This is a genomic window from Richelia sinica FACHB-800, from assembly GCF_014698825.1.
Taxonomy (GTDB): Bacteria; Cyanobacteriota; Cyanobacteriia; order Cyanobacteriales; family Nostocaceae; genus FACHB-800.
Genome location: NZ_JACJTT010000002.1, coordinates 123614 through 138186, shown reverse-complemented (window position 1 = coordinate 138186; position 14573 = coordinate 123614). Strand labels below are relative to the sequence as shown.

The 14573-nt window shown below is 40.9% G+C and carries 11 protein-coding genes; 7 read left to right on the top strand and 4 right to left on the bottom strand.

The annotated features are described in order from the left end of the window. Window positions 1–193: 193 nt before the first annotated feature. Window positions 194–394, top strand: a complete 201-nt coding sequence (locus tag H6G73_RS02450) for a hypothetical protein (protein WP_190601357.1) — start codon at window positions 194–196, stop codon at window positions 392–394. Between the two features lie 327 nt (window positions 395–721). Here the strand turns inward: H6G73_RS02450 and pdxA are convergent, their stop codons facing one another. Further along, window positions 722–1804 (bottom strand): 4-hydroxythreonine-4-phosphate dehydrogenase PdxA, encoded by a 1083-nt coding sequence (gene pdxA, locus H6G73_RS02445; protein ID WP_190601356.1) that lies wholly within the window; start codon window positions 1802–1804, stop codon window positions 722–724. A gap of 295 nt (window positions 1805–2099) precedes the next feature. Between pdxA and petM the strand changes: the two genes are divergently transcribed. From petM to H6G73_RS02425, 4 genes are all read left to right on the top strand, one after another. Further along, window positions 2100–2204 carry a cytochrome b6-f complex subunit PetM gene (gene petM, locus H6G73_RS02440; RefSeq protein WP_190601561.1) on the top strand — a complete coding sequence of 35 codons (105 nt, stop codon included), beginning with the start codon at window positions 2100–2102 and terminating at the stop codon, window positions 2202–2204. 210 nt (window positions 2205–2414) lie between these two features. Continuing rightward, window positions 2415–3404, top strand: a complete 990-nt coding sequence (locus tag H6G73_RS02435; protein ID WP_190601355.1) for an SDR family oxidoreductase — start codon at window positions 2415–2417, stop codon at window positions 3402–3404. A 93-nt stretch (window positions 3405–3497) separates the two neighbouring features. Further along, window positions 3498–4415: an NAD(+) kinase gene (locus H6G73_RS02430; protein WP_190601354.1), complete on the top strand. Its 918-nt coding sequence runs from the start codon at window positions 3498–3500 to the stop codon at window positions 4413–4415. Window positions 4416–4449: 34 nt separating this feature from the next. After that, entirely contained in the window at window positions 4450–6081 is a 1632-nt protein-coding gene (locus tag H6G73_RS02425) for a Ppx/GppA phosphatase family protein (protein ID WP_190601353.1), read from the top strand. Window positions 6082–6375: 294 nt separating this feature from the next. On the opposite strand, the gene H6G73_RS02420 is transcribed toward H6G73_RS02425, so the two are convergent. The 3 genes from H6G73_RS02420 to H6G73_RS02410 all read right to left on the bottom strand — a co-directional run bounded on the left by H6G73_RS02420 (window position 6376) and on the right by H6G73_RS02410 (window position 12397). Beyond that, window positions 6376–7626 (bottom strand): family 3 adenylate cyclase, encoded by a 1251-nt coding sequence (locus H6G73_RS02420; protein ID WP_190601352.1) that lies wholly within the window; start codon window positions 7624–7626, stop codon window positions 6376–6378. 34 nt (window positions 7627–7660) lie between these two features. Beyond that, on the bottom strand, window positions 7661–10774 hold the full coding sequence (locus H6G73_RS02415) for an efflux RND transporter permease subunit (protein WP_190601351.1): 3114 nt from the start codon (window positions 10772–10774) through the stop codon (window positions 7661–7663). A 285-nt stretch (window positions 10775–11059) separates the two neighbouring features. Next, window positions 11060–12397 carry an efflux RND transporter periplasmic adaptor subunit gene (locus H6G73_RS02410; RefSeq protein ID WP_190601350.1) on the bottom strand — a complete coding sequence of 446 codons (1338 nt, stop codon included), beginning with the start codon at window positions 12395–12397 and terminating at the stop codon, window positions 11060–11062. Window positions 12398–12710: 313 nt separating this feature from the next. Here H6G73_RS02410 and H6G73_RS02405 point away from each other — a divergent pair, with 313 nt between their 5' ends. Both H6G73_RS02405 and H6G73_RS02400 read left to right on the top strand, forming a co-directional pair. After that, complete coding sequence (locus tag H6G73_RS02405) at window positions 12711–13355, top strand: HAD-IA family hydrolase (RefSeq protein WP_190601349.1); 645 nt, start codon at window positions 12711–12713, stop codon at window positions 13353–13355. A gap of 163 nt (window positions 13356–13518) precedes the next feature. Then, window positions 13519–14571: a D-alanine--D-alanine ligase family protein gene (locus H6G73_RS02400; protein WP_190601348.1), complete on the top strand. Its 1053-nt coding sequence runs from the start codon at window positions 13519–13521 to the stop codon at window positions 14569–14571. Window positions 14572–14573: the final 2 nt, after the last annotated feature.

Genomic DNA, 14573 nt, shown 5'->3' with positions numbered 1-14573 from the left:
TGCTATATTCCTATGTTTGACATGATTTTAAGTGACGACATCACAACCTATGCTCAATATATAAATTGAATACTTTTTTGACAGTATCTGAGGATAGAAATATTCAACTTGATATTCCAACTGTAGGTTCATTTCATTTTGACCATAAAAAAATATAACTGGAAGAAAGAATTGAGAATTGAGGCTAACAATTATGTCCGAGCAGCAACCTACATCCAATTTAATTGAAGAACTATCTTCAGAAGACCAAGAGCTTTTATCTGGAGGACATTATTATCCTGGTGGTGGCTATGGTTATGGTGGCTATCCACCATATTATGGTGGTTACTATGGTCGTCCTCGTCATCACCACCATCATAGACACCATAGACATCATAGGCCTTATTACTACTAAATCAATGACTGCAAACTAAAACAGCATCGAAAATAAATTTGCAGATTAGCGCACCGGTTAAATTGCATGAATACGGTGCGTTATTCGCATTAAAAATTAACTCTAAAATACAGCATATTTGAGGTAATCGAACTCACGTTCATTTACATCTCCGAAACGGAGAGGGACTTCAATATCTGGAAAAGTCAACAAAAAATTCAGGTCTTTCAGCCTCTCTCCTGGCAAGGGAGAAATTTGGAAAGGAGTTTTTAAAATTTGTTGAAATCACAAAGCCTTATGGTAAGCAAATTTCAAACCTGTTCCCTCCTGTATACAAATTTTTTCATTTTATTGAAAAACTAAACTTTTTCTCTGGTGAACTAAGTTCTTCGCTAAATTAATTGCTGCTTTCATACTTGTTGCATCAGCCATACATTGACCAGCTATATCAAAAGCGGTTCCGTGGTCTGGAGATGTGCGAACAAATGGTAGGCCAATAGTAGTATTTACAGCCCGGTCAAAGGCCATTAATTTAACAGGAATTAAGCCTTGGTCATGATAAAGTGCTAGGTAAGCATCGGCAGGGTTTGGCACTGGAGAATTACCAAACCAAGCTTGTCCTGGTTTAACCCACATGGTGTCTGGTGGTAGAGGCCCCTCTAATTGTAAATGGGGGCGTTTTTTGCGTTCTTGTGCCAACCACGGTATTAACCAATCAATTTCTTCTGTTCCTAATTGTCCCATTTCTCCACTGTGTGGATTTAAACCAGCGATCGCTATTTTGCTATTTTCAATGCCAAAATCTTGTTCTAAGCACTCTACTAATAAATCCAGTTTTTTTGTTAATAATTGTGGCGTTAAGGTGGTCGCAACTTGATTTAAAGGGATATGTGTGGTAGCAAGTAAAGCACGCAGCGTCCAATTGGTAAAAGGCGATCGCGCCACAAACAACATCCCAAAGCGACTAACTCCCGCTTTCTCAGCTAATAATTCTGTTTGTCCAGGATAGTGATAACCCGCTGCCTTCCAAGCTGATTTAGCAATGGGCCCGGTGACAATCCCATCAAATTCACCAGCCAAAGTGCGAGCGATCGCATTTTCCATATAAGCAAAACTGGCCGCACCACTAGCTTGATTTCCCACTCCTGTAATAATTTGCTGATCACTTGGCACATCAATCACATTCAAATCATCAGGATTCGCTACATCTGCTGCATTTTGACCTAAATTCTTGAAAAATTGATAAGTCTGTAATAATAAATCCTGGCTGCCCACAACTACCAAATCACAGTTTTTGCTCACCTCTGGATCTGCCAAAGCTTTTAAAATTACTTCTGGGCCTATACCTGCCGGATCACCCAAAGTTACAGCTAAACGGGGGCGTTTTTCACGTTGAACTGTTTGTAAGTCAATTGGATTTACTTGATACATAAAAATATTGATTTAATGTATTTCCTGACTAAACACAGCCATCTGTTTTGTGATATCTCCTCATACCCAAGTCAAGATTGACCACAAAACTCACAGGAATGATTGTTAAATTAGTTTAGAATTATTTACACAGGTCTCATCCACAAAGGAGTATATTAACGCCTTGATAGACCTAGTTTAGCTGAATTTAGCCTATTCTTGAGACTGAAAAACATCAGATTTGAGCCATCAAATCCGTTTCAGTAATGGAAATGGCAAACATCAACACACCATTCACAAAGGAGAATCACACCAAATGGGCGGCGAAATTTTCAATGCGGCGCTATTGTCTTTCGGTTTAATCTTCGTAGGTTGGGCCTTAGGTGCTTTACTACTGAAAATTCAAGGCGCAGAAGAGTAGTTTTTAACAGGGGGTAGGGGTGTAGAGAGCCAGGGAAACAGGGGGAGATAGGGAGAAAAGATACTCCTGGTAAAGTAGGGTAGCCTAAACCCGATTCCTGAAGTCCTTACCCCCTCCCCCTATTTCCTTAAAAAAAATGTAAACTTTTGTTTGTTTAGATAATTCTGTTAAGATTCTTTTCATAAAACATTAAAATATATAACGACCCTCATGACATTATTAATAGTCGGTGCTACTGGCACCTTAGGAAGACAAGTGGCTCGTCGTGCGATCGATGAGGGGTATAAGGTGCGCTGTTTAGTTCGCAGTACCAAAAAAGCAGCGTTTTTGAAAGAATGGGGTGCCGAACTTGTACGTGGAGACCTCTGCTATCCCCACACCTTAACGGAAGCTTTAACAGGGGTAACGGCTGTTATTGATGCGTCTACATCCCGTGCCACAGATTCCCTGACTATTCAACAAGTGGACTGGGAAGGCAAAGTTGCTTTAATTCAAGCTGCCCAAGCTGCTCAAGTAGAACGTTTTATCTTCTTTTCCATCTTGGATGCAGATAAATATCCAAATGTACCGCTGATGGAAATTAAGCGGTGTACAGAGTTATTTTTGGCTGAATCTGGCTTAAATTATACAATTCTGCGTTTAGCAGGCTTTATGCAAGGTTTGATTGGGCAATATGGGATTCCCATTTTGGAAGCACAACCAGTATGGGTAACTGGTGAATCTTCCCCTATTGCCTATATGGATACTCAAGATATTGCCAAATTTGCCATTAAGGCTTTAAGTGTACCTGCAACAGAAAAACAAGCCTTCCCTGTGGTAGGAACTCGTGCTTGGAGTGCAGAGGAAATTATCAATCTTTGCGAACGTTTATCGAACAAAGATGCAAAAGTAACGCGAATGCCATTAAACTTGCTGCGGACTGTGCAGAAGTTTTTGCGTTTCTTTCAGTGGGGATGGAATGTGGCTGACAGATTAGCTTTTACAGAAGTTTTAGCTAGTGGTAGGCCTTTAAATGCGCCTATGGATGAAGTTTATAAAATTTTTGATTTAGATAAAGAACAAACAACCACTGTCGAAAGCTACTTACAAGAATACTTCAGCAGGATTATGAAGAAGCTGAAGGAATTAGACTACGAAAAAAATAAAGCCAAGAAGCAAAAAAATAAAAAGACTCCTTTTAAACAGTCATCGTCTAGCTAATAGTCAATAAATTTGAGACGAATGACAAGATTAGTCAAAAATGTGTAAACATTACATACAGACAAAGCATCGCCTAAACTTGGATATTTGAGTGTGCCGAAAGCAGGCATTATCTACAACGACGTTAAACCGGTAGCGGGTCGTGTCGCTATCGAAATAAAAGACCAGTTAACCGCAGCTGGTTGGGATGTGTGTATCACAGCTAGTGTCGGTGGTATATTGGGCTATTCTCATCCAGATAGTCCTGTGTGCCACACGCCCATTGAAGGTGTAACGCCTCCAGGCTTTGATTCAGACATGAAATTTGCAGTGGTGTTGGGGGGAGATGGGACTGTTTTAGCCGCATCTCGTCAAACTGCACCTATGGGTATTCCGATGTTGACTGTGAATACAGGTCACATGGGGTTTTTGACGGAGGCTTACTTAAACCAATTGCCCCAAGCCATAGAGCAAGCAATGGCAGGTGAGTATGAAATTGAAGACAGAGCTATGCTCACCGTCAAAGTGTTGCGGGGAGATAGAATATTATGGGAAGCTCTCTGCTTGAATGAAATGGTGCTACATCGGGAACCTTTAACCTGTATGTGCCATTTTGAAATTGCGGTTGGTCGTCATGCACCGGTCGATATTGCGGCGGACGGTATCATTATCTCCACTCCCACTGGTTCTACAGCTTATTCATTAAGCGCCGGTGGTCCAGTTGTGACTCCTGGTGTGCCCGTATTGCAGCTGGTACCGATTTGTCCCCATTCTCTAGCCTCCAGGGCTTTAGTGTTTCCAGATACGGAGTCTGTGAGTATCTATCCCGTGAACATTCCCAGATTGGTCATGGTGGTCGATGGGAATGGAGGCTGTTACGTTTTGCAGGATGATCAAGTATATTTGGAGCGATCGCCCTACAGCGCCCGTTTCATCCGTTTGCAATCACCAGAATTTTTCCGGATTTTACGCGAAAAATTAGGTTGGGGTCTGCCGCATATAGCGAAACCAACTTCTGTAGAATTGCCTTAATGTAAGTTAGTGGTCGTTTGTCAGTGGTGATTATATGGGACTGAATTTAGTTTCAGCTAACTGGAAGAGTTCACCGAGTCCACCAGTGAAGCAAAGCCGAATTATTGCTGCGATTGATATTGGTACTAATTCCCTACACATGGTAATTGTCCGGATTGAACCGACGTTGCCATCTTTTAGTATCATTGCCAGAGAAAAGGAAACTGTTAGATTGGGCGATCGCGATCTAGTGACTGGGGAATTGAAAGCAGAGGTCATGCAAAGAGCGATCGCTTGCTTACGCCGATTTCAAGAATTAGCGAAAACCCAGGATGCAGATAGTATCATTGCCGTTGCCACTAGTGCTGTGCGGGAAGCACCCAATGGTAAAGATTTCTTACACCGGGTAGAAGAAGAAATCGGTTTATGTATTGATTTAATTTCTGGACAAGAAGAAGCGCGACGCATTTACCTTGGTGTCTTGTCTGGGATGGAATTCAATCACCAACCCCACATCATCATTGATATTGGTGGTGGTTCCACAGAAATCATTTTAGGTGACAGTCAAGAACCCCGCAGCCTCACTAGTACCAAAGTCGGTGCAGTCCGACTGACTGGGGAATTAATTAAATCTGACCCCATCACCAGCATCGAGTTGCAATACCTGCAAGCTTATGCACGGGGGATGCTGGAAAGGTCGGTGGAAGAGGTGCTCAATAATGTTCAGTTTGGTGAATCCCCCAAATTGGTGGGCACATCTGGAACGATTGAAACCTTAGCCATGATTCAGGCCAGGGAAACATTAGGTTATATTCCTTCCACCCTCAATGGCTATCAATTCACTTTAAAGGATTTACGGAGTTGGGTGGACCGATTACGACGGATGACCAATGCTGAACGTGCTACCATTCCCGGAATGCCAGAAAAACGCTCAGAGGTGATTCTCGCAGGTGCAGTGATTTTACAGGAAGCAATGACCCTATTAGGGGTGGAATCCTTAACAGTCTGTGAGCGTTCCTTACGGGAAGGAATCATTGTAGACTGGATGCTCACCCATGGCTATATTGACGACAGACTGCGATTTCAAAGTTCAATTCGTCAACGCAGTGTGCTGAAAGTTGCCAAAAAATATGAGATTAACCTAGAGTATAGCGATCGCGTCGCTGCCTTTGCCCTCAGTTTATTTGACCAAACCAAAGGTACTCTCCACTATTGGGGTGAACAGGAACGGGAATTACTCTGGGCTGCTGCCATATTACATAATTGTGGTCACTACGTCAGCCATTCAGCACATCACAAGCATTCCTATTATTTAATTCGTCATAGTGAGTTGCTTGGTTACAACGAAACGGAAATCGAAATCATTGCCAACTTAGCCCGTTATCACCGCAAATCTCCACCCAAGAAAAAGCACGAAAATTACCGCAATTTATTGCACAAGCAGCACCGTCAAATGGTCAGCCAACTCAGCGCCATTCTCAGGTTAGCAGTAGCTTTAGATAGACGGCAAATAGGGGCTGTGTCTCGTGTGCAGTGTGAATTTTTCCCTCATCTTCGGGAATTTAGATTGTTGATTTTCCCCACTCGTGTGGGAGATGAATGTGCTTTAGAACTGTGGAGTTTAGATTTCAAGAAGGGAGAATTTGAGACAGAGTTCGGGTTAAAGTTAGTAACAAGTTTGATGTAAATATTCATGGGGTGCATCTCATAATTTAGTAATTCTAATCTAGTAATTCATCCATTATTTTTTATGGATGTTTTAGTGTAGAGACGCAGGAAAAAAACAGACAAATATAACCGTAGACAAGGTAGTTAGGACATTAACTACAGCTAAAAATAAGATACCCAAAAGCTTTTAGCACTGTTACCTGTCACCTGTTACCTGCGATGCACTGAGCGCAGTCGTATCGCTAAAGCGAAAGCTACGCTAACGCGGAGCGTGGCGTTAGCCATAGTGTCACCTGATATATATGGATTTGTTTTACAAGATGTAAGCAGTAATTCCTATACCAGAAACAGTATATTTAATTTCTTTACATTGATTAATATTTACTAGTTCTTTCACATTTTGACTTAAATATAAATTACCAAATTCACCTTTGTCTTGAGCCATTTTAGAAGCAATGTTGATAGGCATTCCCGCAATTTGTTTACCACCCGTAGGTGAATCACAAATTACAACTAATCCCACATCAATACCAATCCGACATCTATACTCTTTTACTGCTAATTCTTGCCTAAATTTTTTGGCGAAATCGATTGCGAATTGGGCTTGATCAAATACATATATTCCTGATGAACCGACAACATTAATTTCCTGTCCCTGATTTTCAGCTAGAAGATTAATTCCTATTTCTTTGAGTATTAGAGAGCGAGATAAATTCATCAACATAGCAGTTTCATGGATTTCACTATGATGACTTTCCCTCTCAATTAACACTACTGCTTTGTTTTGGGTAAATTTATCTGTCAACTGTCGTTCTAATTGAGGATCATGCCATCTATTACTATATGCTAATAATTCATAGTAAAACTCGTCAGAATAGGGAATAGGGTATTTTCTCTCTTTTGGCAAAATATCAGTTAAAACTGGCCCGTCTAATACTCGAAAAATATGACCTATTGGCGTTTGAGTATGAGTTTTCTGCACAATTTTAAAATCATGATTTCTTGGCAAAAGTTCATATATACTTTGACTAATAACTATTTCGTCACCTTCAGTTTCATTTTCAGTAATATCTTCAATTACATCTGCTTCTAATCCATATAAACCACCATTAATCAGATAAAAATCCCCATAGTGAGCGCCCATTCCTATTTTGATTTGGCAATTTTTATTCATTTCTCGTTGGATTGTCATCATGGCTGATACAAGCCTTTCAGCACTCAGAGAACTGGGATAGAGCATTTGAGTATTATCAGCAGTCCAAACACCAATTCCCTCTCCACCAATGGCAGCACCAAAACTATATACAATTTCCTTACTTTGGTTAATCATTGCCAAAACTTTGATTAAGCCTTGTTGCTGAGTCAGTTTAGTTAGTCCCGCAGAATCTGAGGATACGCTATAACCTGTGAATTTATAATCTTCTAGTAATTCAAAGGCTGTTTGTGGTGTTTTTTTGCTTTCTTCCCATTGTTGAATTAATTTAATTGGTAAACAACCAATAATATCTTGGGCTTGATCAAATAGGGCAGGTGAATAAAGTTGATGATTAAATAATCTGTTCATTTCATCAAGTAAAGGTAATCAAATCAAAATGGTATTAATCTTGTTTTAGTCTGGGGCGGAATTTGCCAACCACAATGTATAAAATGGGGACTACAAACAAACTTAACACAGTAGAGACAATCATTCCTCCAGCGATCGCTGTTCCGAGTGATTCCCGGCTTGCTGCACCTGCACCTTCAGGATTTACTAAGGGCCAAATACCAAAAATAAAGGATAAAGATGTCATGAGAATTGGTCGGAGGCGTTCTTGGGCTGCTTGAATGACAGCTTTCGTCATGGGCAAACCTCTTTCCTGTAGTTGGTTGGCAAACTCTACAATCAAAATCGCGTTTTTACTGGCTAAACCAATCAACATTACTAACCCCACTTGGCAGAATACATCGTTGTTTAAACCCCGTAATGATTGGGCTAAAAGTGCACCTAAAATCGCTAAGGGAACTGAAAACATGATGATTAAGGGGTCAAAGTAGTTTTCATATTGAGCCGCTAATACCAAAAATACAAATAGTAATCCTAATCCGAAAATTAATGGTGCTTGACCACCTGATTGTTTTTCTTCCGCGACAATACCAGCCCATTCATAACCCATACTTTGGGGTAAGATTTCCGCAGCGAGTTTTTCCATAGCACCGCTAGCTTGACCAGAGCTATAACCAGGAGCAGCAGAACCGTTAATTTCAATGGAACGAAATAAGTTGAAATGGTTAATAGTTTGCGCTCCTGTGGTGGAGGTGAGTTTCACTAAACTACTCAAGGGAATCATTTGTTCATTTTCTGACCGCACATATAAACGGTTTATATCTTCTGGGTTGGAGCGAAACTGAGCATCTGCTTGCACATAAACTCGATAAGTCCGCGACATGTAATTAAAGTCATTGACATATCTGGAACCTAAATAACTTTGTAGAGTTTTAAAGATATCGTCAATGGGAACCTGTAATGCTTTGGCTTTATTCCGGTCTACTTCAATTAAGATTTGCGGTGTATTGGCTGTAAAGGTACTAAATACTGCTTGCAGTCCTGGGGTTTGATTTCCCTTCTGCATGAATTGACCAACTATTCCTAGCATGGCATTGAGGCTATCAGTACCTGCACGGTCTTGGAGTTGGAATTGGAAACCGCTAAAGCTGCCCAAGCCCCGAATGGTAGGTGGGTTGACAGGGATGACCCTAGCTTCGGTAATGTTAGAGAAGGTTTGTCTTAATTTACCGATAATGGCAAAAACTGACTGGTCAGGTTCATGTCTTTCTTGCCAAGGTTTAAGGGTGGTAAAGATGACACCATTATTAGCCGTATTGCCGCTAAAACTAAAACCACCAATGGCAAAAGTTCCCACAACTTCCGGCAATTTGAGAATTTCTTTTTCCACCTGACTCATGACTTGGCTGGTGTATTTGATAGAAGACCCCTCTGGCCCTTGAATGATGGTAATAAAATAACCTTGGTCTTCTTCAGGCACAAAGGAGGTAGGAACGTGTAAATACAGCCAACCTGTACCCAATAGGGAAGCCACAAACAGGGTAATAACGAGTATTTTGAGTTTACTTAACCAAAACAGGCTTTGTTCGTAATTTCGACGCAGCCAATCAATACAACGGTTAACTTGGTCAAATACCCAACCTAGCCAACCGTGAGGTCGTTGTCCTTGACGTAGGAGTAAGGCGGAGAGGGAAGGGGTGAGGGTAATGGCTAGGAAGGTGGAAATAGCAATAGAGAAAGCAATGGTGAGGGCGAATTGTTTATAAATTTGTCCTGTGGAACCGGGGAAGAAGGCAACAGGGACAAATACAGCCATTAATACTAGGGATGTGGCTATGACGGCTCCGAATAACTCCTGCATTGATTCAGAGGCAGCTTTGCGGGGTGACATGCCCTCATCTTCAATTAAGCGGGAGATGTTTTCCACCACAATAATTGCGTCATCGACAACTAACCCGGTGGCTAGGGTTAACCCAAACATGGTGAGGGTATTAATGGAGAAGTTGAAAACCTTAACAAAGGCAAAAGTTCCCACCAAGGTGAGGGGAATAACAATGACGGGAATTAAAGTAGTACGCCAATCTTGGAGGAAGATAAAAATAACAATAACAACTAATGCGATCGCTTCTAATAATGTTTTGACGACTTCAAATAAGGATGCCTCCACAAATAGAGTAGTATCAAATGCCACTTGATATTGCATACCGGGAGGAAAGCGTTGAGCTAACTGCGCCATTTCTGCTTTCACTGCTTTGGCAACATCTAACACATTACTTCCTGGTGTCGGAAAGATACCCACACCCACACCTTCTTTGCCTTTGAAACGCAGAAAAGAGTTATAGTTTTGAGCACCTAATTCTGCTCTGCCAACATCTTTTAATTTGATTAAACTACCATCGGCATTGGTCTTGACGACTATATTGTCGAACTCCGTCGGTTCTACAAGCCTACTTATGGCTCTCAGGTCGATTTGATACATCTGACCATCAGTCGCTGGTGGTTGTCCAATTTGTCCAGCACCCACCTGTAAGTTTTGTTCGTTCAGGGCATCAATTACATCATCCGCTGTTAAGTTACGACTAGCCAGTTTATTGGGGTCTAGCCACAGACGCATGGCATAACGACGTTCACCAAAAATCCGCGCTTCACTCACCCCGTTAATGCGTTTGAGGGCATCTAGGATATATAAATCTGCATAGTTACTTAAGAAAACATTATCGAACTCTTGGTTTTCACTATACAAACCCATCGCCAAGAGGATATTATTTGATTGCTTACTAACAGAAACACCCGTTTGTTTAACCGCTTCTGGTAATTGTGGTTCAGCAAGGGCAACACGGTTTTGAACATCAACGGCGGCAATATCTTTATCTCGTGATGAATCAAAAGTAATGGTAATGATACTACTACCATCATTACTACTGCTGGAAGTCATGTATTTCATGCCTTCCACACCGTTAATTTGTCGTTCTAAGACTGTTGTTACTGTACTTTCAACAACTTCTGCACTGGCACCAATGTAGTTAGAATTAACAATAATTTGTGTAGGACTAATTTCTGGATATTGGGCGGTAGGTAGAGTAGGAATACTAATTGCCCCTACCAAGAGAATCAGGATAGCGCAGACACTTGTAAATACAGGTCGCTTAATAAAAAAATCAACAAACATGTGTAAGTTTTTAGGTTTAAGGGAAGGATGTAAGTAAGCCGATGCTAAATATCTAATCTAGGTTGAGAAATGTTCCTGTAGGGCAGGTATGAGAAGGCATCCGCAATCATTGACGGTGCGTTAGCCTTTGGCATAACACACCCTACAAAATAATTGATATTTATTCATATACATTGAATTTTTCTCTATGACTTTCTGAATGAGAACAATGATTTACTAATCTTGTTTATGCTCAAATCTTGATAGTTTGATAGGTTGGCATCAGCTATACTTCAGAATTTTTCATTACTGTGATTCCGCAACTATGGGCAGTCCATCTCGGAGATTGAGAATGCCAGAAACAATCAATTTTTCATCCGGTTGTAAGCCCGTCAAAACTTGATAATTGTTGCCTGAAATTGACCCTAGCTTGACTCTTTTTTGATGTGCTACTAATTGGGAATTGCCTTGGGGAGATTTTTCATTTTTAGCGACAAACACAAAGGTTTCTCCAGCTACTCTGGATACTGCCGTGGTAGGAACTATGACTCCTTGGCGTTGATTCCAAATGATTTTGGCGCGAATTAATTGGTCTGCTCGTAATTGACCAGAGGAGTTGTTATAAATGGCTTTTGTGAGGATAGATTGGGAGTTGTTGGTAATATTTGGAGAAATGAAAAATATACTACTATTGCCCAAGATTTGACCTTGGGCGTTAATGAGTTGTACTGGTAATCCTGTCCTTAATTGGGGGCCTCGTTCCAAGGGAACGGGAATTTTCACATCTAAGGGTCGATTTTGGGTCAGGGTAGCTAATAGGGTTCCATTGTTGACAAAATCCCCAACTTTCACAGGAATATCGCCTACAGTGCCCGTAAAGGGGGCTGTAATTTTGTAATACTGAAGCTGGACTTGTTGCTGCCGAATATTGGCATCTGCTTGTTCTAGGGATTTTTGGTTTTGGGAAATGGTGGCTTGCTGTGCTTGAATTCGCGCATCGATAGCTCTCAGTTCTGCTTTGGCTGTAGCTAGCTTGTTAGCATAGATATCCTTGGTTTGACGGGATACGGCCCCTTCTCCAGCTAAGTTAGTATAGCGATCGTAGTCTTGTTGATTTAACTGTACATCTGCTACTTTGGCTAATCTCTCTGCTTCCAGAGATTTGAGGGTAGCACGGGCATTTTCTAGTTGGGCTTGAGTAGCTTGACCTGCTGCGTATAAACTACTGACGGCTGCTTGCTGCTGTCTGGCATCTATTTGCATAATTGCCGCCCCTGATGCTACTGTGTCTCCTGATCTGACAAAGATTTGCGTGACTTGACCCTGCACTCTGGGTTGAAGATTCACTGATCGTCTAGATTCTAGGGAGGCTATATACTCGGAACTGTCTTCTATGGTGCCTGTCTCTACTGTGGAGAGTTTGACTTTGACTGCTGGTGGTTGAGCATTAGCTGTGCCTGGGTTAGAGGTTTGAGCACTCAATAACTTCCAAATCACAGCCGTTCCACCGCCAATAATCAGTAATACAGCTAAGGATAAACGTAGCCATCGCTTTGACGAAGAAGGGGGCACCAATTCTGGTTGGAGATTCTCTGGTGGTAGATTGTCTTCGTTAAAATCTGTTTGAGGTTCGGGGGATGTCATAGTTTCAAAACAGCAAAAGATGAATATATTAAGTAGAAATTAATTAAAGTATGAGGGTGTCCGATAAAATTTCCTGTTTTAGGATGAGGTAGAAAATAAAATTGTGTGTTACTTGATTCAAATATACAGGTTTTATCTTGTTTGACAATCTATCAAAAGTTAAATTTTGCAATTTGCCAGCATATTTTGCCTAATTATAAGTCTGTGGCAATCTACCAGCCAAAGTCTTGATATTTAGGCTGATATTGTCGGATTAAATATCAATTTTTTTATTCGATTTTTGCGTTCATGTTTTAACTTTGCTGTCAGAATTATGGAAAAACCAAAAGTTATTTTTTTAGATGCGGTAGGTACACTTTTTGGTGTTAAGGGTAGTGTGGGTGAAATTTATAGTCAAATTGCCAAAGAATTTGGTGTTTTGGTAAATGCAGAAATATTAAATCAAAGTTTTAGTCAAAGTTTTAAAGCTGCGCCACCACCCATATTTGATGATGTGGATGATCAGGATATTCGACAGCGTGAGTTTGATTGGTGGCGGATGATTGCTATCAATACTTTTGAGTCTGCTGGTGTATTTCCAGAATTTACTGATTTTTCGGCTTTCTTTAGTCGATTATATAGTTATTTTGAAACAGAAAAACCTTGGATTGTCTATCCTGATGTCTTGCTCGCTTTAATGAATTGGCGACGATTAGGAGTGGAATTAGGGGTTTTATCTAATTTTGATTCTCGTCTTTATTCGGTTTTACAAAAGTTGGGTTTAAGAGAATATTTTCAGTCTATTACTATTTCTACGCAAGTGCGTGCAGCTAAACCAGATCCAGAGATTTTTAAAATTGCCTTGAGTAAACACAATTGCTTACCAGAAGAAGCCTGGCATATTGGCGATAGTATTGAAGATGACTATTTAGGTGCTAAGTCTGTGGGGATGAGAGGGATTTGGATCAATCGTCAATAAAATCCCAAATTTAGCTATTCATACCAATTTTAAAAGATGGCAAAAGTTGGATAGAGAAAAAGTCTATATACATAGGTACTATTAATCCAAAATCCAAAATCTGAGTGCCTATATGTAGATGTTGTGATAGGCTATCTGCGATAGGTGAGTAGAGGTACTGGAGATGACTAAACTGCGGGTGGGTTTGTTATTTGGGGGTCGTTCCGGAGAACATGAAGTTTCTATTAGTTCGGCCAGGGCGATCGCTCGCGCTTTGAGTTGGGAGGAAAATGTTAGTAAGTACGAAATTCTGCCTTTTTACATCCAAAAGGATGGATTTTGGCAAGCAGGTGAGGTAGCGCAGCAAGTTTTAGATACTGGTGTAGCTATTCAAAATCCCGCCCAAACTCCTAATCTGTGGACATTCCCACCGCAAACAGCAGAAGTTGATGTTTGGTTTCCCATTCTCCATGGCCCTAACGGTGAAGATGGTACCATTCAAGGTTTATTAACATTGAACCAAGTTCCCTTTGTAGGTTCTGGGGTACTGGGTTCTGCTGTGGGCATGGATAAAATCGCCATGAAAACAGCTTTTGCTCAAGCTGGACTACCCCAAGTCAAATACAAAGCCATTACCAGGGCGCAGGTATGGTCAAATCCTTGTGTCTTTCCCAAGCTATGTGATGAAATCGAGTCTACCTTGGGCTATCCTTGCTTTGTCAAACCTGCTAATCTAGGTTCATCGGTGGGAATTGCCAAAGTGCGATCGCGTCAAGAATTGGAAGCAGCTTTAGATAGTGCTGCTAGTTACGACAGACGCATCATCGTGGAAGCTGGTGTAGTTGCCAGAGAAGTAGAATGTGCGGTTTTAGGCAATGACCAACCTCAAGCTTCTGTTATTGGTGAAATTACTTTTACCAGTGATTTTTATGATTACGAAACTAAATACACTGAAGGTAAAGCCGACTTATTGATTCCCGCAGCTTTACCAGCAGCTATTGTTAGTCAAATTCAGGAAATGGCAATACAAGCTTTCCTGGCTGTAGATGCAGCTGGTTTATCAAGGGTGGACTTTTTCTATGTAGAAGCCACTGGGGAAATTTTTATTAATGAAATCAATACTTTACCTGGCTTTACCGCTACAAGTATGTATCCTCAATTGTGGGCTGCAACTGGTATTCCTTTTGAGAAATTAGTTGACCAATTGATTCAATTTGCATTAGAAAGAAGCAAATGAAA